Annotated in this window: 19 protein-coding genes; 11 read left to right on the forward strand and 8 right to left on the reverse strand. The window is 37.7% G+C overall.

The window, feature by feature from the left end; translation table 11 throughout:
- Window positions 1–18: 18 nt before the first annotated feature.
- The 6 genes from VJJ03_RS07010 to tsaD all read right to left on the reverse strand — a co-directional run bounded on the left by VJJ03_RS07010 (window position 19) and on the right by tsaD (window position 6,469).
- Entirely contained in the window at window positions 19–480 is a 462-nt protein-coding gene (locus VJJ03_RS07010) for a nitrous oxide reductase accessory protein NosL (RefSeq protein ID WP_323974627.1), read from the reverse strand.
- Window positions 481–606: 126 nt separating this feature from the next.
- Complete coding sequence (locus VJJ03_RS07015; protein ID WP_009745143.1) at window positions 607–1,218, reverse strand: hypothetical protein; 612 nt, start codon at window positions 1,216–1,218, stop codon at window positions 607–609.
- A 72-nt stretch (window positions 1,219–1,290) separates the two neighbouring features.
- On the reverse strand, window positions 1,291–3,255 hold the full coding sequence (nosZ, locus tag VJJ03_RS07020) for a Sec-dependent nitrous-oxide reductase (RefSeq protein ID WP_009745144.1): 1,965 nt from the start codon (window positions 3,253–3,255) through the stop codon (window positions 1,291–1,293).
- A gap of 96 nt (window positions 3,256–3,351) precedes the next feature.
- Window positions 3,352–3,879, reverse strand: coding sequence for a cytochrome c (locus tag VJJ03_RS07025; RefSeq protein ID WP_323974630.1), 528 nt, complete (start codon window positions 3,877–3,879; stop codon window positions 3,352–3,354).
- A gap of 298 nt (window positions 3,880–4,177) precedes the next feature.
- Window positions 4,178–5,314 carry an N-acetyl-alpha-D-glucosaminyl L-malate synthase BshA gene (gene bshA / locus VJJ03_RS07030; protein ID WP_009745146.1) on the reverse strand — a complete coding sequence of 379 codons (1,137 nt, stop codon included), beginning with the start codon at window positions 5,312–5,314 and terminating at the stop codon, window positions 4,178–4,180.
- 132 nt (window positions 5,315–5,446) lie between these two features.
- Window positions 5,447–6,469: a tRNA (adenosine(37)-N6)-threonylcarbamoyltransferase complex transferase subunit TsaD gene (gene tsaD / locus VJJ03_RS07035; protein WP_323974632.1), complete on the reverse strand. Its 1,023-nt coding sequence runs from the start codon at window positions 6,467–6,469 to the stop codon at window positions 5,447–5,449.
- Window positions 6,470–6,643: 174 nt separating this feature from the next.
- On the opposite strand from tsaD, the gene VJJ03_RS07040 reads away from it, so the two are divergent.
- From VJJ03_RS07040 to VJJ03_RS07075, 8 genes are all read left to right on the forward strand, one after another.
- Window positions 6,644–11,023: a translocation/assembly module TamB domain-containing protein gene (locus VJJ03_RS07040; protein WP_323974633.1), complete on the forward strand. Its 4,380-nt coding sequence runs from the start codon at window positions 6,644–6,646 to the stop codon at window positions 11,021–11,023.
- Window positions 11,020–11,865: a peptide chain release factor N(5)-glutamine methyltransferase gene (prmC, locus tag VJJ03_RS07045; protein WP_323974635.1), complete on the forward strand. Its 846-nt coding sequence runs from the start codon at window positions 11,020–11,022 to the stop codon at window positions 11,863–11,865. Before VJJ03_RS07040 ends, prmC begins: the two co-directional genes overlap by 4 nt.
- Before the next feature lie 13 nt (window positions 11,866–11,878).
- Window positions 11,879–12,955, forward strand: coding sequence for an AI-2E family transporter (locus VJJ03_RS07050; RefSeq protein WP_040358238.1), 1,077 nt, complete (start codon window positions 11,879–11,881; stop codon window positions 12,953–12,955).
- Window position 12,956: 1 nt separating this feature from the next.
- On the forward strand, window positions 12,957–14,141 hold the full coding sequence (locus tag VJJ03_RS07055; protein ID WP_323974637.1) for a THUMP-like domain-containing protein: 1,185 nt from the start codon (window positions 12,957–12,959) through the stop codon (window positions 14,139–14,141).
- Window positions 14,142–14,172: 31 nt separating this feature from the next.
- Window positions 14,173–15,426 carry an ABC transporter permease gene (locus tag VJJ03_RS07060; RefSeq protein WP_009745152.1) on the forward strand — a complete coding sequence of 418 codons (1,254 nt, stop codon included), beginning with the start codon at window positions 14,173–14,175 and terminating at the stop codon, window positions 15,424–15,426.
- A gap of 9 nt (window positions 15,427–15,435) precedes the next feature.
- Window positions 15,436–16,119: a M15 family metallopeptidase gene (locus VJJ03_RS07065; RefSeq protein ID WP_009745153.1), complete on the forward strand. Its 684-nt coding sequence runs from the start codon at window positions 15,436–15,438 to the stop codon at window positions 16,117–16,119.
- 127 nt (window positions 16,120–16,246) lie between these two features.
- A complete protein-coding gene (locus VJJ03_RS07070) occupies window positions 16,247–17,035 on the forward strand; it encodes an OmpH family outer membrane protein (RefSeq protein ID WP_009745154.1) in 789 nt (262 codons plus the stop codon).
- A gap of 16 nt (window positions 17,036–17,051) precedes the next feature.
- Window positions 17,052–17,585, forward strand: coding sequence for an OmpH family outer membrane protein (locus VJJ03_RS07075; protein WP_009745155.1), 534 nt, complete (start codon window positions 17,052–17,054; stop codon window positions 17,583–17,585).
- A gap of 108 nt (window positions 17,586–17,693) precedes the next feature.
- Here VJJ03_RS07075 and VJJ03_RS07080 read toward each other — a convergent pair whose 3' ends face one another.
- Both VJJ03_RS07080 and VJJ03_RS07085 read right to left on the reverse strand, forming a co-directional pair.
- Window positions 17,694–19,958, reverse strand: a complete 2,265-nt coding sequence (locus VJJ03_RS07080) for an inorganic phosphate transporter (protein WP_323974640.1) — start codon at window positions 19,956–19,958, stop codon at window positions 17,694–17,696.
- Window positions 19,959–20,154: 196 nt separating this feature from the next.
- Window positions 20,155–21,498 (reverse strand): alginate export family protein, encoded by a 1,344-nt coding sequence (locus VJJ03_RS07085; RefSeq protein ID WP_323974642.1) that lies wholly within the window; start codon window positions 21,496–21,498, stop codon window positions 20,155–20,157.
- 152 nt (window positions 21,499–21,650) lie between these two features.
- Between VJJ03_RS07085 and nrfH the strand changes: the two genes are divergently transcribed.
- From nrfH to VJJ03_RS07100, 3 genes are all read left to right on the forward strand, one after another.
- Window positions 21,651–22,256 (forward strand): cytochrome c nitrite reductase small subunit, encoded by a 606-nt coding sequence (gene nrfH, locus VJJ03_RS07090; protein ID WP_323974644.1) that lies wholly within the window; start codon window positions 21,651–21,653, stop codon window positions 22,254–22,256.
- 31 nt (window positions 22,257–22,287) lie between these two features.
- Window positions 22,288–23,754, forward strand: a complete 1,467-nt coding sequence (nrfA, locus tag VJJ03_RS07095; RefSeq protein ID WP_323974646.1) for an ammonia-forming cytochrome c nitrite reductase — start codon at window positions 22,288–22,290, stop codon at window positions 23,752–23,754.
- A gap of 321 nt (window positions 23,755–24,075) precedes the next feature.
- A complete protein-coding gene (locus VJJ03_RS07100) occupies window positions 24,076–25,281 on the forward strand; it encodes a cytochrome c biogenesis protein ResB (protein WP_323974648.1) in 1,206 nt (401 codons plus the stop codon).
- Window positions 25,282–25,326 lie beyond the last annotated feature (45 nt).

Below are 25,326 nucleotides of genomic sequence, written 5' to 3' on the forward strand. Positions count from 1 at the left end.
TAAGTGAGGGTCAATATATTAGTGCTCATGCATATTATGATGTCCTTCAGTGTGTTGGTGAGATTGGAATTTGGCTTTAATGCCTTGCCAATCATATAAATCACCTCCTTTTTCTTCTTGAATTTTTTGGGCTTCTTCACGGGAAGAAAAAGCAGCTAAGTGTGCTCCCATTGGGCTTTCTATCTCTTTAGAGATAAGGTAAGTAGCCTTAGTTGCATCAATAAGATTGCCTTCGTGAAGATAGTCACATACCAAGTATAAGGCTACTTTGTCCTCTTGAGGAGCTTGAAGCATACATTCTATAGCATCATACTTAAAGGCTTTGGATTTCTGGGTAACTACTTCGGAGGCAAATTGTGGACTTACAATGGTCATTTTACAGAAAGCACATTCTTCCTTACCATAGTCAATAGGTTCTGCTTTTGGAGAACAAGCAACCATGAGAAAAGCAGAACTTAAGAATAAAAATACTTTTTTCATTTTTTTTAGTAGATTAGTTAATGTATTGTAGATAAGGTGGTTAGTTTTGTATTCTAAGATAAATAAAAAATCATCTTAGCCTTGAAGGAATTCCTCTTGAAGCCAAGATGATTTTCTTTAAAAAGATTATGCTACTTTACACTTATTGCATTTTTTAGCTACACAGAAAGCTACTAAGGCAAGTATGGCAGCCAATACCATAGCGTATGTACCATAGCTGGGGTATGATTCTGCATAGAAATTCAAGAGCTCTTTGCCTCCAAAGAAAGGAGGTTGGTAAGCCATACCAGGGATTTTAATTTGAGCGGTTTCACTCAAGTTATGACCATAGTCATACTCCCATTGGTAGAAATCATACATACCTAATACTCCCAATACACCCATTAAGGCAGCCCATGCAAGGTAAAGGATTCTCTTACCAGCAAAGGCGATAATTAATCCCAATACGAGCATACCACCAATAATCCAAGGGAAGTACTTGAATTCCCAAAAATCCTCTGCATGGATATGCTTCATTCCTATATAGTGATTAAGAATATTGATATTATCAATAGTATGTATAGAAAGATCAGTCTCTTGGGCGGAAAAACTACTTTTTCCATTAATATCACTAATCCAGATATACATCTTTATCCCTTCTGGATATTGAGGGGCATCTAACTTAATTTTCCAAATGGGGAAAAGAAAAAGAAATAGTAGCAAAAGAGAGGCTACCACCATTAATATTCGTGCTTTCATTGTATTTTTTAATTTTGTAGAAAAGGCTGATAAAAGAATACCAGCCTTTTTGGTTATTTAAGTTAAGTGTTATTAATCACCACCCAAACTCCATTTAAGAGGAGTATTGGCATTAGCAGCAGATACACGAAGGTATCCTTGCATTTCTTGGTGAAGGGCAGAACAGAAGTCTGTACAGTAGAAAGGCCATACCCCTACTTTGGTAGGTTTCCATACGAGAGTTTCTGTTTGTCCGGGCATGATAAGAAGTTCTGAATTTTGAGCTCCCAATACAGCGAATCCATGAGGAATATCCCAGTCCTGTTCTACGTTAGTTACGTGGAAATATACAGTATCTCCCACTTTAATACCTTCAATGTTATCAGGAGAGAAGTGGCTACGTACACAAGTCATATATACATGCACGGTGTTGCCTTCTCTTACCACTTTAGCATCCGCATCGGAACGAGTTACATAAGGATGATGATTGTCCTTAAGTGAATAGATTTTGAGCTGTTGATCTTTGATTTTTGATGCAGCAATACCTTGTGCATAGTGAGGTTCTCCGATGGTTGGGAAGTCCAAAAGAAGTTCCATTTTGTCACCAGAGATATCAAACAATTGAGCAGATTGGCAAAGTTCAGGTCCTGTAGGAAGGTAACGATCTTTGGTAATCTTGTTCATAGCTACTAAGTATTTACCGTAAGGCTTGCGAGAGTCTCCACCAGGAATCATAAGGTGTCCAGGAGAGTAGTAAGTAGCATGTCTGTCTAATACTTCCCAAGTTCCCACTTTCCATTTTACCACTTCAGAGGAGATAAAGAAAGTAGTATAAGCATTGCCTTTGTCATCGAACTCAGTATGCAAAGGACCAAGTCCAGAACTCTTAACAACACCTGCTACTACTGCATCCATTTTGATAGTAGGAATACCGTATTTTTCTCCATCAAAAGCTTTGTCTTCAATAGCTTTGAGCATCTTAGAGAAAGAGTGTACAGTAAGTTCAGAAGCCAATTTACCATTACCTACAATATATTCCCCTGTTGGGTCAACATCCACTCCGTGAGGAGATTTTGGTGTAGGAAGAAGGTATACCAATCCTGGGAGCTGAGAAGCATCAAGAATTTTTACAGTTTCTATTACTTCACTCTTACCTGTGTGCGTATCATCACTGTATGTATTGTGGTAGTGAGGAGCTTTCATTTCGGTAAATTTACCTTGTTTGATATAATCCTCTGCCACTTTCCAGTTGATAGCAGCTACATAGTCATAGTCGTTTTGGGAGGCTTCTACTTCAAGGAGGGTATTTGCTTCTTCAGTGTTATAAGTAGTGAAGAATACCCAACCGTGAGATTTTCCCTTACCAGAGTGTGCTAAGTCATAGTTGAAACCAGGCATGAGTACTTGAAACTCAACATTCATTTTCCCTGTTTCAGGATTTACTTTAACGAAAGAGATAACCCCTTTGAATTTACCTTTGTAATCCTTAATAGCTACGTCCTCCTGAGGAATAGGCACAGAGAAACGAGTTCCTCCTACAATATACTCAGTGTTTTCTGTAACGAAAGTAGAAGAGTGGTTACCTGCTGCATTAGGAAGTTCCAAGATTTCTTCTGTTTCAAAAGTCTTAAGGCTAATGCGAGCTACACGAGGAGTGTTATTAGCATTGATGAAGATCCAACGTCCGTCCACTTCTCCATTAGTTTGAGAAAGGTCAGGGTGGTGAGAGTCATCCCAAGGAATAAACCCATGGCTAGTTTCCAAAAGGGGTTTGGTTTCTTCATTGTAACCATACGCCTTTTCAGGGTCTTGTGAGAACACAGGAGTTACTTTGAGTAGACGTCCGGAAGGAAGTCCGTAAGTGGCAAGCTGTCCACTGAATCCTCCGGAGAGGAACGCATAGTACTCGTCATATTGTCCTGGGGCTACATATACCCGAGAGGCAGCGTCCGAAGCACCCATAGCTCCTGACTTATTACTATTGCTATTATTGCCATTTCCACAACTGGCAACAAGCGCTCCAGCAACTGCCAAAGATAACAATTTGCTTGTCTTCATAAAACAATTTTTATTAAATATTATATCCTTAAAGTTTGATTAGGTAAAGCCTATTTAGTTTTATAAGAACTAAGACAGACTTTAAACCTAAATGTATTATTCAATAGTACGGAAATATTCCAAGATGGCTCTAGCTTGTTCCTCACTAAGGTGCTGATTAGCCATAGGAGCTCCATTGGCTTCCACTAAGAGTTGCTTAGCAATGGGGTCTTTAGCAACCATTTCCTCTGGATTAAGGATCATGTTCATTACCCACTCAGGAGAACGTCTCTCGAGAATTCCTTTAGGAGCAGGACCTATGAATTTCTTAGTAGGTTTATGGCAAGCAGTACAGTTGAGCTTATAGAGTTCCTCTCCCTTTTGAGCAAGAGCTTTGTCTACACTAGCTCCCAAAGGAGGGTTTACACTCTTTACAGGACCTATTCCTTTGTTATTCAGATCCACTCCTCCTCCTGCAGGGGCAGGGGTCTCGGCAGGAGTTGTTGTATTCTCTGGGGTAGCAGTTGTTGTGCTTTGGTTACTTCCTTCAGAGGTTGTAGTCCCTTGTCCAGAGCCTGACCCTCCATTACAGCTTGCAATACTTAAGGCAATTAAAGCTGCAAAAGTTAGTTTTAAAAGTTTCATTAAAATTTAATTTAGTATTTTTATGCCACAAAGATACATCTTTTTTTGAAAAGAAAATTACATATATGTATTTTTTTTCTAAAAAGTCAAAATAAGTGAAATATAATAGATATATTACACAAAATAAATAAATTATAATGATAGAAAAATAAAAGATAATAACTTTATATTTAACAAAACGGTTGTATTTTAATATTTATTTATGAAATTAACCGGTTCAAAAAGGAAATTATTCTCAAAAAAAGTAGGAAAAAGTCTTTTTATTTTTCAGATAAGGAAAAATTTCTGAAACTCTTTTTTAAAAGAGCTTCTTTTCCTTCATAACTTTTTGGTATACATTCTCATACATGGGTATAATTTTCCTTTCGTCAAAGCGAGAAGCCTCCTCGAAGGCTTGTTTTTTGAACCGAGCAAGTGTTTTTCTGTCTTTTAGGATAATAAGAGCATTATCCACCATGGACGGTATGTCTCCCACATCGCTAAGGAAGCCTGATATGCCTTGCTTATTCACTTCAGGGATACCTCCTGCATTACTTGAGATTACAGGGACTCCCTCTGCCATAGCCTCTAAGGCAGCGAGCCCGAAACTTTCTGTTTCAGAAGGAAGTATAAATAAATCAGAAGAACAGAGAATGTCATTTACTTCCAGATAATTACCAAGAAAAGTAACATAATTCTGGATCTCTAACTGATGTGCTAAAGCCTGGGCATTCTCTCGATCAGGACCATCGCCTACCATGATGAGTCTTGCTTTCTTGTAAGGAAGAATTCTGTGAAAGATACGTACTACATCACAAGCTCTTTTGACTTTTCTAAAGTTACTTACGTGAGTGATAATTAGTTCATCGGGATTGGCAAGCATGGCACGATGGCAGGTTTTAGGTTGTTTTTTCCTTTTTTCTATGTCAATGAAATTAGGAATAACGGAAATATCCTTTTGGATATCAAATAGTTCATAGGTATTCTTGCGTAAGCTCTCTGAGACAGAAGTTACTGCATCGGAGGCGTTGATACTGAAGGTAACAGCTGTCTTGTAATAAGGGTGATTTCCTACCAAGGTGATATCTGTACCATGTAAGGTGGTGATAATAGCTACTTTAAGTCCTTCTTTGTGTAGTATTTGTTTTGCCATATAGGCTGTGTAGGCATGAGGAATAGCATAATGGGCATGTATGATATCAATATTATATTCACGCACCACCTCAACCATTTTACTGGAAAGGGCTAGTTCATAAGGCTGGTAACGGAATAGCGGATATTCCTCCATGTACACTTGATGAAGATGAATATTCTTATGGAAAGAAGATAGCCGCACAGGCTGTCCATAAGTAATAAAATGTATCTGATAGCCCTTTTGTGCGAGGGCAACTCCTAATTCAGTGGCAACCACACCACTTCCTCCAAAAGTAGGGTAACAAACAATAGCAATATTCATAATCTATTTAGGTAAAAAGTAAAGTCGCATGAGTGAGCAGGAAAGTGAAAAACAAAAAGTATAGTCAGCGAGTGCCTACAGCCTGAAAGGTCGCATGAGGCGAGGAATAGAGGGAATCTATTACCTGTTACCTTAAAAGTTGTATCTAGCTTGTGCTGTAACATGCATATCAGCAAAGTCCTTTCGCAAATATTTATAATAAACAGCAATGCCTATCATGGCAGCATTATCGGTACAGTATTGGAATTCAGGGATGAATACTTCCCAAAGGTCTTTCTTTGCATAGTGCTGTAGGGTAGCTCTCAGGGCAGAATTAGCAGAAACACCTCCTCCTATAGCTATCTGCTGAATCCCTGTCTGGGAAACAGCCTTCTTGAGCTTGCGCATAAGAATTTCAATTATTGTATATTGTACAGAAGCACAGATATCAGAAAGATTCTCTTGAATAAAATTAGGATTTTCCTTTACATTTTTCTGTATAAAATATAGGACGGAGGTTTTCAGTCCTGAAAAACTAAAATTTAGTCCTTCTACCTTAGGAAAAGGGAAGGAAAAAGCATGAGGATTTCCTTCTTTGGCATATTTATCTATCAAGGGACCCCCAGGATAGGGAAGTCCCAATATCTTGGCAGTTTTATCAAAAGCTTCTCCTGTGGCATCATCTTGAGTTTCTCCGAGAATCTCCATGGAAAAATAGTCGTTAACTTTGAGTATCTGGGTGTGCCCTCCGCTGATGGTCATGGCAAGGAAAGGAAAAGAAGGTTTCTTATTTCCTTCTTTATCAATAAAATGAGATAGAATATGTCCTTGCAGATGATTGACCTCTACCAAGGGGATGTCTAAAGAAAGAGCTAAGGATTTAGCAAAGGAAACTCCCACAAGGAGAGAGCCTTGCAAACCAGGTCCTCGTGTAAAGCCAATGGCTGAAAGTTGTTCTTTAGCTACATGGGCTCGTGCTAAAGCCTGATGTACTACAGGGATAATATTCTGTTGATGAGCACGGGAGGCAAGCTCTGGCACCACTCCCCCATATTCCTGATGAATCTTCTGACTGGCAATTATATTGGAAAGGACTTTTTCTCCACAAAGTACAGCAGCAGAGGTATCATCACAGGAGGATTCTATGGCTAATATATAAGGTTTTTTAGGTGTCATTTTAATAAAATTAAGAAAAATAGTGCTTTTTTCGCAAATAAAAGATAAATTCTTCTCTTTAGATAAAATTCTTGAGGTTATTCGGTGAGAGAAGAGAAATTTATTGTACTTTTGCCCCAAAAATTGTCTTGGTAAAAGCAAGGCAAAAGTACTAAAAAAATAGACAAAACGAAGGTGACTCAAAAAATTTTTCGTATATTTAAAAATATCGTAAAAATTATCTGTTATATTCTGATTTTTGTATTCTTACTACTGATGATCCCCTCCGTACAGACAAAGTTGGCATCGGTGGTTATGAATCGCATCAATACGGACTATAATGTGGATATACATATAGAAAAACTCTCAGTAAGCCTTACGGGAATGGTGAATCTTGAGCAAGTACTTATCCGTGACTATCAAAAAGATACACTTATCTCTGCACAGGAGATTCGTACTCCCATACTGAACCTAAGGCAACTGATGAAGGGAAACTTGTATTTTTCCACTCTTGAAACCGATAGGCTTTTCCTTGATATGAAAACCTATAAAGGGGATACTCTTTCTAATTTAGATATATTTGTTTCTCGTTTTGATAGTGATACTCCACCAAGTAAGGAACCTTTCATCATGAGAGCCAATACAATAAAAATTAAGAATGGGCGTTTTCGGGTAAGTGATTACAATACTGAGAATACTAATGTTGTACTCACCGAGATAGATGGACTGACGGCAACGATCCATGACTTTGATATTTTGGATTCCGATATAAAGCTGCAACTTAAGAACGGAATATTTCTCTTTGATAACCATCTGAAGGTGGATGACCTCTCAACCTCTTTCCAGTATTCGGATTCACTTATTTCTTTAGATAAACTGCTTCTTAAAACGCCTTTCTCTCAGGTAGACGCCGATATTAGTTTTATAGCAAATCAAGGTAGTTTCTCTAACTTCCTTGATAAGGTAGGTATACAAGCCTCTATGAGAACTTCTTATATCAGTACGAATGACATCAATGGTTTTTATGATGGATTCGCCATGGAGCGGACACTTGAGGTAGAAGGAGAGCTTAGTGGGTCGCTTAATAATTTGTCAGTAAAGAATGTACATTTGTATCATGAAAATACGGCTATTGAGGGAGAGAATATCCTTATAAAGAATGCCTTCAATAAGGAGAAAGATTTTGTGTTCTGGGGAGATTTTCCTCATTTTGCTTCCGTATATTCGGACTTAGTAGGACTTATGCCGAACCTCTTAGGAAAGAACCTTCCAGAGGAGCTACGAGATTTCGGTTTCTTTGAAGGAGAGGCTGAGTTCACCTATACAACCAAAGATCTCCTTGTGGATGCCGATATATTTACCCAAAAAGGGGATTTTATTATAAGTGGTTCTTTCTTTGATATAGCACACCCTCAAAGGACTAATTATAAAGGAACTCTGGAGACATACCAATTACAATTAGGAAACTTACTAAAAATCTCTCAAATGGGAAAACTCTCTGCAGCTATCCAATTTGTAGGTAAGGGACTGAGTGCTAAAAGTTTGGAAAAACTATCTCTTCAAGCTACTGTTCATTCAGTGCTTTATGATAACTATCTTTATAAAAATATAAAGTTAGATGCAGAGTATTTCCGTAAAAGAATCAAAGCAACAGCTTCCATAGGAGATGATAATCTTAAGATGGACTTTAAGGGAATGGCTGATATTACTTCCTCAGAAAAGGCGAATTACGTGCTCTCTGGAGAAATGAAACATGCAGACTTGAAGGCGTTAGGCTTTATTAAGAAGGATTCTATTGCTAAGGTAAAAGGAAATATAGATCTGGATATTACAGGAAATACGCTGGATAACATGGTTGGAAAGGTAGTCCTTAAGAATGCTTCCTATCAGAAAAACTCACAAATATATGATTTTGCTGATTTCTCCATTGAGATTCAGAAAGATACTACAAGCCTTCGCACAATTACTTTGGAATCACCCGATATTATCTCAGGAAAAATACAAGGAGAATTTAAGTTCTCTCAAGTAGGGCATATATTAATCAATACATTGGCTTATGGTTTTGATAATTATAAACCTTTCAAGGTAATGAAAGGACAATATCTTACCTTTGATTTTAAGATATATAATAAGATTATAGAAATCTTCCTCCCAGAACTTTCTTTAGCACCGAATACTTTTATTCGCGGTAAATTAGTGGGGGATGATAATGATTTTAAGATAAACTTTCGTTCTCCTTATATCAATATATCTAACTATTCTCTCAAGGGGATTAATTTTGAATATGATAAGAAAAACCCCTTGTATAGATCTCTCTTGCAGATATCTAGTATTGGAAATCCTTACTATAAGGTGGAGAAATTCAATATGCTCAATACCTCTACTACGGATACATTATTCTTTCAGACAGAATTCAAGGGCGGGAAGAACTCTCAGGATGATTATACCCTTAAGTTCTATCATACCATTAATGAAAAACGAGAATCCGTTATAGGACTTAAGCAGTCCACCATTTATTTCAAGGGAAATGAATGGCTTATGGATAATACTAAGGAGAATAAACTCATTTTGGATAGAAGATTGGACTCCATTCAGATCCAGAATTTTAATTTGCATCATAAAGATGAATCCATTGTCCTTAATGGGAGAATTGTAAAGAAGGATTATAAGGATCTTCATCTGATTTTTGACAAAGTAGATATAAATAAGATAACTCCTGAACTGGAGGGATTGGACTTAGATGGTATCCTAAGCGGACATCTGTCACTCATTCAGCAGAAGAATAAATATTATCCTACCTCTGACCTGATTATAAAGGGATTCATGTTAAATAAGTATGATTTAGGAGACCTGCAGGCTATGATTGAAGGAAATGAGGACTTGTCGTCCTTCAATACCAACTTAGAATTTGTCAATGGCTTAGGAGAAGGATTTCATACTTGGGGAGATATCTCGATAAAGAATGGAGGTACGTATCTTAATCTTACTTCACAAATTGATAAGCTGAACTTAAAACCTTTTGCTCCACTTGCCAAAGATATTCTTTCTAATCTTAGGGGAAATATCTCAGGAAAGGCACAGATAACAGGACAAGTCTCCATGCCAAAAGTGGAAGGAACACTTTCCCTTGATAATACAGGAATGGGTGTCCCTTATCTGAATATTGATCTTGACCTCTCTCCTAATGCTCAAATAGTATTGCAAGATAATAATTTAATATTCAGTGATATAATACTTACAGATAAGGTATATAGAACGCAAGCGCTCCTTACTGGAAAGATTTATCATCGCAACTTTAGTGATTGGTTCTTAGACCTCCATTTTGATACTAAGAATAAGCGTTTCTTAGTGCTCAATACTCAGGCTAAGGATAATGAACTCTTCTATGGAACTGGGTTTATCATTGGTAAAGCAAGCATAACAGGAAATGTTAATGACCTTACCATAGGGGTGAAGGCAGTAACAGGAGAGGGAACTAAATTTAAAATTCCTTTAAGTGATACTCAAACGGTCGGAGATGATTCTTTTATTACATTTACCTCTAAGGAAAAAGCGAATAACCAACAAACCCTTTCAAAAACCTATCAAGGGCTTGAAATGAATTTTGATTTGGATGTTCTTCCTTCAGCAGAAATTGAAATCATCGTAGACCCAAAGAATAATTCAAGCCTTATAGGGCGTGGTGCGGGAACAGTTCTTTTAGAAATAAATACCAATGGTAAGTTCAATATGTGGGGGGACTTTATCACAACTACAGGAGAGTATAACTTTAAGTATGAAGGCTTGATTGATAAGAAATTTAAGGTACTCCCTAATGGTTCTATCTCATGGAATGGAGACCCCATGGGGGCAACCTTACAAAACCTAAAAGCCGCCTATACTCTTTATGTAAATCCCTCTGTTCTCTTGGATTCCAATCAATACAATAGGAAGATACAAACTCAAGTGGTGATAAACTTACAAGGAGATTTGTCACACCCTCAAACGGTTTTTGATATTACTTTCCCTGATAGTAGTCCGAGCCTGGTCTCTGAACTGAATTATCGACTGGAGGATTCTGATAAGAAACAGCTACAAGCTTTCTCTCTCTTGGCACAAGGGAACTTTATGAGTGATGCTACTGCAGGGGAAAAACTGTTATCTTACAATATGCTGGAGACTGCAGCAGGTATTTTTAATCAATTGCTATCGAGTGATGATGATAAGCTTAACTTAGGGGTAAGCTATGAGAGTGGTACGGTAACCCCTGAAAGAACTTACAATAGCTCTGACCGATTAGGAATTACCGTCTCTACTCAAGTGACGGATCGGATATTCTTTAATGGAAAGTTAGGAATTCCTATAGGAGGAGTTACTCAAACGGCTGTAGCAGGAGATTTTGAAGTCCAATTCCTTCTAACTAAGGACGGTAGGCTTAGTGCTAAGATATTCAACCGTGAGAATGAATTACAACAATACCTTATTGATAAAATAGATTACTCTCAAGGGGTAGGACTTACTTATAAGGTGGATTTTGAAACCTTTAAGCAACTGATACAGGGAATCTTTGGAAATAAGGCAAAGAATAAGCAATGATACTCACAACACTTAAAAATCAATTCCTTCAGGAACTTATCCAGTATGATGTAACAGAGAGAAATAGTCTATTTTTCATTACTATTGAAGAGTGTTTGGCAATCAATAAAGCAGATTATTTTCTCTATAGAGAAAGAGAACTCTCTATAGAACAGATAAATAAGGTAGCAAAAGCGCTGAGTGAGCTTAAGAAAAATATCCCTATACAGTATATTTTTCATAGAACTTACTTCTATGGAATGTCTTTCTTTGTTAATGATAATGTGTTGATTCCCAGACAAGAAACTGAGGAATTAGTGGAATGGATATTGCGGGAAACCCCTAAGAATACCCCCTTACAAATTCTTGATATAGGTACCGGTAGTGGAGTTATAGCAATTGCCCTAAAAAAATACTTGCCTGAGGCTACAGTTTTTGCTTTGGACATAAGTGAAAAAGCTCTTGAAGTAGCTCAAAGGAATGCTAAAGAGAATAAGGTTTCTGTTCACTTCTTACAGGAAGATATTCTAAAGGTAACACACTTAGGACGGATTTTTGATATTATTGTTTCCAATCCTCCTTATGTAAGGAATTCAGAAAAAAGAGAAATAGCGCTTAATGTTTTGGAACATGAACCTCATCTGGCACTATTTGTCCCTGATGATAATCCTTTGCTTTTCTATGAAAAGATAGCAGAATTAGCCCATCAACATTTGTCCAAGCAAGGAAAGTTATTTTTTGAAATGAATCAATACTTAGCAAAAGAAATGATACAAATGCTTAATAGGAAAGGATTTAGAAAAGTAGTATTACAAAAAGATTTATCAAATCATGATAGAATGATTTTAGCAACTATTGAATGAAAATATGAAAAATATGAATGCAAATATAATTGCTCAGGGAATCCTTAAAGCCGTAGGAATGATTGTAGGAGTATTCCTCCTATGCTTGGGAATTTACAAGCTACAGAATGTAATTATCTATGTTATATTGGCTTCTGTGCTTGCCTTAATAGGACGTCCCATAATACAATTCCTAAAGAAAAAATTAAAGTTTAAGAACACTTGGGCAACCATTACCTCTATAGGGCTTATTATGTGTTTTTTTATAGGACTTATGAGTTTATTTATTCCTATGTTAATTACGCAAGGGAAGAATTTGGCTTCTATTGATTTCCAGGCGTTGAATGATAATATTCTTCTCTTTTTGGATAATATTCTTCTTTCTTTAGGATTTACGAAATTGGAATCCAATATAACGAATATCCCCGAATTGCTTAATATGCAGGATGTCTCCTCAGTGGTTAATGGTTTTATTGAGATTATCAGTAACTTAGGCATGGGACTCTTTTCGGTCTTCTTCATTGCTTTTTTCTTTATGAAGGATGGAACGGCTATTAGTAACTCCTTTTTAAGTTTGGCAGATCCTAAGCGATTGCCTAAGATTAAGAAAACACTGGAGGAGATTAAGAACTTACTTTCTCGTTATTTTGTAGGATTATTTTTGCAACTAACCGTTATCTTTGTACTTTTAACCATTGTGCTGCTTATCTTTGGGGTAGGGGATGCTGTGATTATAGCTTTCTTGTGTGCACTGCTGAACCTAATTCCCTATCTGGGACCTATCATAGGGGCTGTGGTAATCTCTGTACTTACTATTTCTAATTTTATGGATGCGGATGTACAAAGTGTAATACTCCCTAAAACTATCTATGTGCTTATAGGATTTCTTATTACTCAACTAATTGATAATGTGTTCAGTCAGCCAATCATTTTTTCTAATTCAGTAAAATCCAATCCTTTGGAGATATTTTTGATTACCTTAATTAGTGGAACTCTTTTCGGGATTGTAGGGATGGTTGTGGCAATTCCTGCTTATACTGTACTCAAGGTCATTCTTAAGGCAGTTTTTCCTAATAATAAATTTGTTCAAATGCTTACTTCTAAAATATAAAATGCTGAACTACAGAATATTAGATTCTGATGTACAGGCTTTTATACAGAGGAATCTGAAAGTTAATATTCCAAATCTCATTCTGAAAAAATCTCCTTTTGAGGGGATTACCTCTGCAGAATTAGCCACCCAGATTGAGGGAAAAGCAAGAAGTAGAACGAAACTTCCTCTCTGGTATGCTACAGAGGGGATTTATTATCCGGCTAAGCTATCCTTGGAGCAAGCCTCTTCTGAAGCTACAGCTTGTTATAAAGCCTCTTTGGTTAGTGGAAATTTGCTTGATGCCACAGGAGGCTTCGGGGTGGATGATTATTTCTTCTCTCAGCGATGCAAAAGTGTTACGCATTGCGAACTTCAGAAGGAACTCTCTGAAATTGTGCAGCATAATTTCAAGCTATTACAAGCCAAGATTCACTGTGTAAGTGAGGACTCATATAAGTATCTTTATGATAAGGGATTTTTCTTTGATGTGATTTATTTAGATCCTTCAAGGCGAGATAACCAGAAGAGGCGAATTTTCCTCTTAGAGGATTGTTTACCCAATGTCCCTGATACTTTGGATTTTCTTTGGCAATATACCGATACCCTCTTGATAAAAACCTCTCCTATGCTGGATATCACTCAGGCACTTATTCAACTTCCACAAACCGCTCAAGTACACATCGTAGCTGTAGAAAATGAGGTTAAAGAACTTTTGTTCTTATTAAAGAAGGAAAGAACCAATACACTTGTTAGAATGGTTAATATGTGTGCTTATCGTTCAGATATATTCTCTTTTTATCTGTCACAAAAACAAAAAGCAGTGGTGGGATTTTATGGGACAGAAGGAAAATATTTGTATGAGCCCAATGCTTCTATTCTCAAGGGAGGAGCTACTGATTTACTTGCTCAAGAGTATGGGCTTATGAAGGTAGCGCCTGATTCTCATTTACTTATAGGAGAAAATTATCTGCCTGATTTTCAAGGACGTATTTTTAGGATAAAAGAGAAAATACCTTTTTCCAAAACAATGGTAAGGCAAAGTGCAATCTCTCAGGCAAATATTACTATACGAAACTTTCCTCTCTCTGTTGAGCAGATTCGTAAGCAATTCCATATCAAGGAAGGTGGAAATCTTTATCTGTTCTTCACCACAACCTCAGAAGCGGAAAGAATAGTTATTATTTGTGAAAAACCCTTTGGATAATTGCCGATAAAATTGTAACTTTGCACAAGTTATGAAACAGTTACGCCTTATTATTTTCCGTGAATACCTCACTAAGGTACGCAATAAATCTTTCTTACTGATGACACTCTTAAGTCCATTAGCAGTGATTGCTTTGTCCTTATTAATTGCTTACCTTACTCAGTTGAACAATGCAACCCAACATCATGTTGATATTTTGGATGAGAGTGGTTACTTTGAGCAAGTTTTTGCTCAAGAGAAGGGAATCACTTATACTTACACTACCGAGGGTCGTTTGGAACAGCTCAAAAAAGTATCCGAAGAGAAACAAGTATATGGATTCCTGTATATAGATAAGAGAGCAAACCATTTTCAGTTCTTCAGTGAAGAGTCTCCAAGCCCTTCCTTTATAGAAAAATTACAACAAATTATAGAGCAAGGTCTTTTCCTTCATAATCTACAGCAGGAGAATATCAATCCTTCACAGATAGCCAATGCTAAAGAGAATGTTTCCATTACTTTACTAAATTATTCGGGAGATAGGAGTTCTCAGATGGCAAGTTGGCTTCGGCTTATTTTTGGAGGAACAGCGGGTTATTTGCTAATGATGTTTATCATTGTTTATGGAAATATGATTATGCGCAGTGTCATAGAGGAAAAGGTAAATCGCATTGTTGAAGTGATAGTCTCTTCTGTAAGACCCCATACCTTGCTTTTAGGAAAGATAATAGGGACCTCTTTGGTGGGGATTACTCAATTTCTTATCTGGCTCCTCTTGGGAATATTGCTTTTGTCACTATTACCCTCTCTACAAGGAACTGCTGGGGCTACTTCCAATCCTCATATAATAGCAGATTTACTCAAGGAACTAAGCCTTTTGCCTTTGGTAAAACTATCTATTTGTTTCTTCTTATACTTTATTGGAGGGTATTTGATATACAGTTCCTTTTATGCTACTATAGGAGCTGCTGTGGATAGTGAAACAGATACACAACAATTCCTTCTTCCGGTACTTTTCCCTTTGATATTAGCCATTTATATTGGCTTCTTTACAGTAATAGAAGACCCTCATGGAAGCGTTTCTGTCATATTCTCTCATATACCACTGACCTCTTCAGTGGTAATGCTCATGCGTATCCCCTTCGGGGTATCATGGGGAGAGATTATACTTTCCTTAGTACTATTATACGGTTTCTTCTTCCTTGCCCTATGGGTGGCAGCCAGAATCTATCGCATAGGAATCCTTTCCTATGGAAAGAAACCTTCTTACAAAGAACTTCTCAGATGGCTAAGGATGCCTAATTAAACTATTTTTATGAATATTAATTATCTGATGTATAGTAGGGGAGTGTGTATCCTTATAACCTTTCTTATGATGGGGAATATCCATATAGGAGCTCATACTTTTCCTAAGGATAGCCTTCCAAGAGTGAAATCTGTTAAGGATATTCATACCAAGTTTGTGAATATAGAACAGCTTTCTTCGGATTTTGTATTGGATATGAAGTATGCCACCACTGACAATTTTCTCAAACAAAAGGTGTATGATTGCCCTAAATGTTATCTTAGGAAAGCTACTGCTAAAGCACTATTGGAGGCACAGAAGGATTTCATAAGAAGAGGGTATGCAATTAAGATATTTGATTGTTATCGCCCTCTTTCTATCCAAAAGAAGATGTGGAAAATCCTACCAGGCACCCATTATGTGGCCAATCCAGCTAAGGGCTCTAAGCATAATCGGGGAGCTGCTGTGGATATTACTTTAGTAGAACTTAAAACAGGAAAAGAACTCAATATGGGGACACCTTTTGACTTCTTTGGAGAAAAAGCACACCATAGCTATACTAAGTTGCCTAAGGAGGTCTTAGAGAATCGTAAACTACTTAAGGAGGTAATGAATAAGTACAATTTTAAGTCTATTTTCTCAGAATGGTGGCATTATGAATACCGTCCTGAAATGACCTCTCCTGTAGAAGATATCTCTTGGGAATGTCCTTGAGAGAAGAGTGAGAAGCTAATAAAGATTTTAAAAAAACATTATAGTAAGCATAAATAATTCTTAAAACAGAGTTATTCAAAAAAAAATGCTTAATTTTGGCACGATATTTTATAGTCTTTAAAGTGCCATGAAAAAAAGATTTTCTTTTTCATTATTTTTGTTGTGCTTAAGCTTTCCACTGTTTGCACAGAAAGCAACACGGATAGCTTATGTGGATATGAATTATATCCTTAATAACATGGACGAATATAAGGTAGCCAGTGAACAACTTAGCCAAAAGGTGGCTCAGTGGGAGAAAGATATTGAACAGAAGCAAGCCGATATAAAAAGCCGTGAGGAAAAGCTTGAAGCTGAAAAGCCCCTCCTTACCTCTGAGATGGTCAAAGATAGAGAGGAAGAAATTCAAGTATTACAACAGAACTTGGATGATTATAAGCAAAAACGATTTGGAGCCGAAACAGGGGATTATATCACACAACGTTGGAAGCTCATCCAGCCTATCCAAGACCAAGTGTTCAATATAGCACAACAGATAGGAAAAACAAGAAAATATGATTATATTTTTACCTCAGACGATGCAGCCTCTATCTATGCAGATGAGAAAAATGATATTACCAAGATAGTTCTGCGATTGCTCAAGAGAAAAGATAATGCAGAGGACAGGAATAAAGAAATAAGTACTTTGCTTAAGGAAAACCTTAACTTTGAGTACAAAGATGAAAGACAGCGTAAAGTAGAAGAACGTGAGAAAAAATATAAAGAAAGCCTTGATAAGCGACAGAAAGAAAGAGAACGTATCAAGCAAAAACAATTAGAAGAAAAACAAAAAAGAGAACAAGAACGTGCTCAAGCAATAGAAAAGAAAAAAGCAGAAAAAGCACAACAACAAAAGCAACAAACAAATAATAATAAATAATTTAACACATAGAAAAATGATAAAAAAAATTAGAAATTGGGTAATTACAGCTGCATTTATCCTTGGAGGAACAACTATCGCTATGGCACAAGTCAAAATAGCTCATATTGATTCTCAAAAGCTCCTTAAAGAAATGCCTGAAATGAAGGCTGCTCAAGCGCAGTTACAAAAATTGGAACAATCCTATACCAATGATATCCAAGCTTCTGTAAAAGAATATCAAAAGAAAGTAGAAGAATTCCAACGTAAGGTAAATGCTCTTACTGAAGCTCAACTTAAAGAAAAACAAGCAGAACTTGAAAAGGAACAAAGAGCCTTGGAGACTATGCAAAATAATATCCGTCAAGCACAACAAACCGCTGCTGAAGAATACCAAAAAAAGAGCCAAACCTTAATAGAACCTATTATGGAAAAAGCTAAAAAGGCTGTACAGAAGGTAGCTAAGGCACAGGGTTATCAGTATGTATTGGACTCCGCTACAGGAGCAGGAGTGATTGTAGCTGAAGGTAAAGACCTGTTCAATGATGTGAAAAAAGAATTAGGATTTTAATATGATTCAATGATTAACGCTTATGATAAGCGTTAACCTATTACCATTAAAAAGTGCTTACAGTTTTGGGCTGTAAGCACTTTTCTATTATAATCATTGGTTATTATTCTAAATCTCCTTGTATTGGTCTTTGAAGTTCTTAAACAGTGTCATTAGGTTAATGATAGAACGAATCAATACCCGTGTTTCCAATAACAAACTGAAATAAAGTTTAGTATTCTTGGGGCTGGACTCAGTGGTACGAATGTCGCGAATCTGTTTCTCTATCAGCTCAGAAATCTCATCCTTAATAGCATTTACATCCTTGATAAGCTGTGTTGTAGAATTGGAATACATGGAGATATTAAGGATTTCTAATATCTTCTGGAATTGGCGGTGCATTTTCTCAGAGATGGTCTTCAGGTTACGTATGTGATTGTATTTTAGCTTTTTGTGATTGTTATCCACATGAGTATAGCTAGTGTCCGCAATAAAGCTGATAGAGTTGGACATACTATGGAGGTAGTCCAAGATTAGAATATAGAACTTACTGGAAGTTACAGAACTATCATCAATGGAGCGGATAAAGTAATAAATATCACTTTTCAGATCTTCTATATCGGAGGAGAGAGCTTTGGCTTTCTTCTTACAAGCTTTTAATCCCTTATGATTCTCTACCGCTAAGTTATCTATCACTTCATTGTAGAGTTCATCAATGGTTTGTACGGCTCCTGCAATATTCTGGGAGCTAATTTTCATAATCCCACTGATGGTAATAAGGTCTTCTTTATTAAAACGTTTCTTCTGAGCCTCTTTCTCTTTTCTTTGTCTTTTCCGATAAGCAATAGCATTTCTAACGACCAGATAACCTACAAGGAATATCATGGTAATTAGGGCATAAATTTCCCCATAGAAGAGAATAGCAGCGATAATAAGCCCCATAACAAAGGCAGCGCCAGCGGTAATAAACCACCCTCCAATAACATTGAACACACCTGCTACGCGAAATACAGCAGATTCTCTCCCCCAAGCCCTATCAGCAAGTGAAGTACCCATAGCTACCATGAAGGTAACATAGGTAGTGGAAAGGGGAAGTTTGAAGGAAGTGCCTACAGCAATAAGGCTACTGGAGACTACCAAATTGGTTGCTGCACGAATGACATCATAAGCAGGCTTGTCGTATGAAGAATCTTCTCTTTCTAAGGGTTTCTCAAAACGACTATTTATACGTTCTAATATTTTCTTGGGAATAAATTCCTCCAACACAGAGGTAATCCATACACTGAAACGGACAATGCCACGAGAGAGCCCTGTAGCTTCAAATCTTTCTTTCCCAGTACTTTGCTGAGAGAGTTTCATCTCGGTTTGCATGACATGCAAAGTTTTCTTAGAGAACCATAAGGTAAGAATCATTAACAGACCAGCCAGCAGTAAGAATATCTGAGGAGTCTGTGCATTCTCTCGTAAAGCTTCCATCGTTAAGGAATGGTTGGGGGTTCCTGCAGCCTCCCATAGTTGAAAGGAATCCCAAGCAGCGACAGGGACTCCAATGAAGTTAACTAAGTCATTCCCTGCAAAAGCCATAGCTAGAGCAAAAGTTCCTGAAAGAATAATTACCTTCCAGATGCTTACCTTACACCAATAGAGTATCTGCCCTAAGAAAGCAAAGAAAATAAAAAAGCACCCCAGGAGAAGAGAGGTGTGGGTCTCTACCCATTCTAATTGCTCCTTATGAATAAAAGAAAGTCCTCCTAATCCTTTGATGATTAGAAAGTAACTTAAGGCAGTAAGGGAAATTCCTCCTACAATACCACTAAAGTAGCGCATCCTCCTCTCAAAATTAAAGGTAAAGATAAGTCGTGTGATAAATTGTATAAAGGAACCTACTACAAAAGCAATGAATACCGACATGAAGATGGCTGAAATTACCTGCCCTACCTTGCCTGTATTGATATAATCCGTTACAGCATCTATTACATGGATAATCCTATCATTGACCTTTAATTCCTTGACAAAAGCAACCCCTACAGAAGCTCCTAAAAGTTCAAAAACAATAGAGATAGTTGTGGAAGTGGGTAAGCCTATATTATTAAAGAAGTCCAACAGAACAATATCTGCTAACATGACGGAGGCAAAGATAACCATCAGTTCTTCAAAATAGAACATCTCCGGATTAAAGATACCTTTCTTGGCGATTTCCATCATTCCATTGGAGAAGATAGCTCCTATTCCAACCCCTATACTTGCCACTATCATAATAGTGCGAAGTTTGGCGGCACGTGAACTCACTGCGGAATTAAGAAAGTTCACCGCATCATTGCTCACCCCTACAGTAAGGTCAAAAGTGGCTAAAACAAAAAGTGCAAAAAGGGTAAAGATATAAACCTGTTCCATTCTTTTGTATTTTGGTGCAAATATCCGATTTTTTTATGAGAATTATGCTATAAAAGAAGAAGTTTTTTAAGGAATAATGGGGCTGTCTTTGGAGAAGTCAGAAGTTCTATTGGATAATAAGAAGTGATCTTGAGGTACTAAATAAAGAAAAAGGGGAGGCTATCCTTTTCAGAAAGCCTCTCCTCTTAGGAATTCCTTAAAATTTTGCTGAAAATATTTCTGGATTGATGTTGAGGCTACACCAGAACCAATCTTGGTAGCTGCGAGCGTTGGGAGTATTTTTGAGTGCTTTCGCTCCATCATTAGCAAAGTAAGTAGAGTACCCTACTTGCAATCCAATGAAGGATTGTAGTTTTAGGTTGTATACAAGGTCTATTTCACTGCCGAGACTATTGTGTTTCTTATCAGTTTTAAACTTAGCAGCGGGCGCAAAAAAGTGATAGGTAGCACTGAGGTTACTCTTTTCTCCAGTGCGTACATTGGCAGTAAGATAAGGATTAAGTAAGCCTATATTAGAGGTGAATCCTACATAATAATAGTCCATAAAGCCATAGAACTTGTGGTTAGTACCACTGAAAGGATTGAAGGCTTTATCCTTGCCGGAGGTATCATCAGAAGCATTTCCACTGAGATAATCTACTCCAGCAGTGAGTCCAAAGGAAGGGGTAAACCTATAACCTACATTTGCAGCGAGTAAGAAAGCACTCTTTTTAGCACCACTAGCATTTTTACCTGTTTGCATATAGGCGGAAGCACTATAGCTTAACGGGTTGCTTTTGCCAGTATAATATGCTCCAAAGGTTTGCATATTTTGGTCGGCACTGTTATCTGTACGATATCCTAAATTAGCAAACAAGAATGATAACTGTTGTGCTTCACTAATACTGTAATGGGCATGGAGGGCTTCTAAGTGTTGGTAATCTTGTCCAGCCCCTGGGGTAAAGTGTTGCCCACTGGGAGTATTTACGTTCAGTAATGCTGTCGCATTGCCCGACTGGTTGTAAGCAAAGAAACTGCGAAGAGTCCATTGTTCAGAAGGCATCCAGTTGAGATTCACAGCATCATGACTACGACCGGCAGGGTGCCAATCAAGTGACCCGAAAATACGATCATCATCTAAGGCGATTACCTGCCTACCAATCTTAGCATTGAGTGTATTGGCAAGTGGGAAAGCCGCATACGCTTCAAAGACCGACATGCCTCCTGTTCTATCCACCGCTTGTATTTGAGGGGCTTGTCCCCAAACGTTTACGTTCTGCAGAGAAACGTATAGATGCAAACGATCACTGTGCTTGTAGTCAAAGTTCAGTCGCAATCGGTTATTAGTGAGAATAGCAGGGGCTTCTCCCTCTTGTAAAGGGCGATAGGCACCATTGCGATACTCAAGACGCGGGCGTAATTGAGCGGAAAGAGTGAAAGCATTTTGTGGCTCTGTATCCAAACCTTCTGTGGTAGAAATCTCTTCCTGTGCTTTCACTAGATTGGGACACAGAATAAAACCAATGCCCAATGTTGTGATAGATAAAAAATTAACTTTCATAATATGTCATATTTATAATTTTTGAAATTAATATAGTATTTTTATTTAGAATGAAAATAAAATACTGTAAATGATGTTCTTGCGTTGCAAAATTAAAAAATTTTTTTTAATTTTGCAACGCAGATGTATTAAAAAGTTTAACTATATTATATATGACAGTATCCGATAAAGAAACTCCAGTTAATAAGAATCGCTTTTTTAGGTTCCTTATTCCTGCGTTAGTAGGAATACTGATAGGACTTAGTGGGTATGTATTTTATATCTCTAAGGCTCATTCCTACCTGTCCGACGATCCTAAGGCGTGCGTAAACTGCCATATTATGAAACCTGAGTATGCTACATGGTCTCATTCCTCACACGGACGTAATACCGTGTGTAACGATTGTCATGTACCTCATGATAATGTGTTTCGCAAGTACTATTTCAAAGCGAATGATGGGCTTCGCCATGCGACCATGTTTACTTTTCGAATGGAACCCCAAGTAATAAAAATGCATGCTCCAGGACAAAAGGTAGTACAAGAGAACTGTATCCGTTGCCACAGTACTTTAGTCAGTGAAGTACAAGCGGGTAAGGTAACTGCCCCTATGGCACATGCCAATAATGGTAAATTGTGCTGGGAATGCCATCGTGAGGTGCCGCACAGCCGTGTACGTGGACTTAATGCTACTCCTGACGCTCCTGTACCTATTATTGATGACATGGGCGCTAATATCCCCGATTGGCTACAAGAAATAGCCACTAAAAGTAAAAAGTAACACTAAAAATGAAATTATAATTTATATGATAATGAAAAAGAAACATTGGTTAATTGCAGGTATATTGGCAATAGTTACCTTCTTATTAGGACTACTAGCAAGTTCAATAATGAACAGATCAACGGAAGCTGAAATAATTGCTAAGGAAGGCAATAATCTTGCCGATCAAGAGTGTCGTAATGAATTGTATGCACCGTTCTATCCTCGCGAGTATGACTCTTGGGCAGCTACTGCCGATACCACTTTCCGCTCTAAGTATATGAGCAGTCAAGATGACGATATGCTTGAGCAACGTCCTGAAATGGTCATACTTTGGGCAGGTTATGCATTCTCTAAGGAATACAATGCTCCGCGCGGACACATGCATGCCATTGAGGATGTTACCAAAATCCTCCGTACGGGTGCCCCTACCGATTCTACACATTCTCCCCAGCCAGGTACTTGCTGGACTTGTAAAAGCCCTGATGTACCTCGCCTAATGAAGAAAGTAGGATTGGAAGCTTATTATAGTGCTCCTTGGGACAAGTGGGGTAGTGAGATCGTAAACCCTATTGGTTGTGCTACTTGTCACAATACCAAAACAATGAGTCTTGCTATTTCTCAGCCTGCTCTTGTTGAGGCTTTTGCTCGCCAAGGTCGCGATATTAATAAGGCTACTCACCAAGAAATGCGTTCACTTGTATGTGCTCAGTGCCACGTAGAGTATTATTTCAAAGGAGATAAAAAATATCTTACCTTCCCTTGGGATGAGGGAAAAGCAGTGGAGGATATGGAGAAATATTATGATGAATCCGGTTGGACAGATTATGTCCACAAAATAAGCCGTACTCCTATTATCAAGGCACAACACCCTGACTTTGAAATTTCACAATTTGGTATCCACGCACAACGTGGTGTATCCTGTGCTGACTGTCACATGCCTTACAAAACCGATGGCGCTGTGAAATTCTCTGATCGCCAAATTAGCAGTCCCTTACGTAACGTAACAGCAAGTTGCCAAACTTGCCACCGTCAAAGTGAAAAAGAATTGGTTAAAAATGTTGAAGACCGTCAAAATGCTGTATTCTCTTTGCGCAACCGTTTAGAAAAGCAATTGGCTAAGGATCACTTTAAAGCCAAATTCTTATGGGATAATGGTGCTACTGAAGAACAAATGAAACCTATTTTGGCTTTGTTACGCAAATCTCAATGGCGTTGGGACTATATCACCGCTTCCCATGGTGCTGCTTTCCATGCTCCAGTAGAAGCTATGCGTGTACTTAGTGACGGTATGACTTTTGCTATGCAAGCCGAAACTGATATGGATAACCTCACTAACAAACTGAATATTAAAGCAGCTTTCGTAATGCCTGATATCAGCACTAAAGCCAAAGCTCAAAAAGAAATAGGTTTGGATATGGAAAAAGAAAAAGCTGCTAAGAAACGCTTCTTGGAGACAATCGTCCCTAAATGGATAGAAGAAGCCAAAAAAGAAGGTCGTTTAGTAACTCAAAAGTAATGATGAATTACAAATGACAATGTAGGGGCGAATGGCAATTCGCCCATAAAACAAAATTTGCCTATATAACAAAAGGTAATTTGCCCATAAAACAAAAATTGTCTATATAGCAAGAGGTAATTTGCCCATAAAACAAAAAATTGTCTATATAGCAAGAGGCAATTTGCCCATATAGGCAATAAATACAAACTTTGCCAAAGTCTCAAACTTTGGCAAAGTTTCTCATTAATAATATTTATTTTCATAATGACCCCTTAATTTATAATCTCTTTTGCAGATTGTTCCTCTTAGGAGGTTTTGGGGCTTTCTTTTCACTAACAAATGAAGCAATATCCTTTCGCTGTTCTCGTAGCATGTGTATCCCTTATGATAGGGTTGGTACTACAACTCACCTTAGGGAGTATTAGCAAAAGCTGGTTTAGCTTTCCTTACAATGTGATAGAGGGCTTTGCCTTTGTGGTACTCACTACGGCTGTATATTTTATCTGTAGGAAAACAAATTTTATTGTACGCTTCTCTTCAGCACCTTTTGCTATTGTTACAGTCGTAACCCTTGGGACGCTCACTATCGGGTTAGGAAGTATCAATGTAAATCCTCAAGAAGTGGCTCATAGCTTCGTGGGCAAATTGGGCTTAGAGGATCTTACCAAAACGTGGTACTTTGGCATCATCTTCCTATTGGCACTGATGAATCTTTGGTTCTCTATCCTTAAGCGATCGATGGTATACCAACGAAAGAATATCCCTTTCCTCCTCAATCATTTTGGCTTATGGCTTACGATGTTCGCAGGTATATTGGGACAAGGTGATATTGTACGTCTCAAGATGAACTTATACAAGGATAAGCCCGAATGGCGTGCCTTTACGGAGGATAACCAAATAGTACAACTCCCTCTTGCTTTAGAACTCAAGGAGTTCAGTATAGATATTTACCCTAATAAACTCTTCGTGATAGATTCCACAGGTTCAGCTTTACCTAAGGAAAAACCACAGGGTTTTATGCTTGAGAAAGACGAGGAGAGTACCACATTACTTCACTGGAGGATTACCCTACACCAATATCTTGAAAAGGCAATTCCAAATACCGATAGCACTTATGTGAATCATACGATGTGGGGAGCGACTAATGCAGCTAAAGTAACTGTAGAAGACCTTCGTACTCATCAGAAGAAAACCGATTGGATATCAGCAGGGAATTTCCAATTTTCACCGCGTGCTATTGATTTGGACAAAGAACATACCTTAGTGATGGCACCCCCTGAGGCTCGCAAATTTCAATCAAAAATATTGGTGTACCAAAAAGGGAAAAATGAGATCCTGGAAGAGAAAATAGAGGTAAATCATCCTATCAAAGTAGATAGATGGCGCATATACCAGGTCAGTTATGATGAACGCATGGGACGTTGGTCAGAGCTCAGTGTCGTAGAGCTTATCTCTGACCCTTGGCTACCCTTAGTTTATGTTGGTATTTTCCTACTTATTGCAGGAGGTGTAGCAATGCTCTTTGAGGTAAAAAATAAAAAGTAAAAAGTAAAAGGATTAGAGTTCTTAATCTATTCATAATGACAAATC

Origin of the sequence: Capnocytophaga sp. G2, from assembly GCF_035282625.1 — a bacterium.
Classification (GTDB): Bacteria; Bacteroidota; Bacteroidia; order Flavobacteriales; family Flavobacteriaceae; genus Capnocytophaga.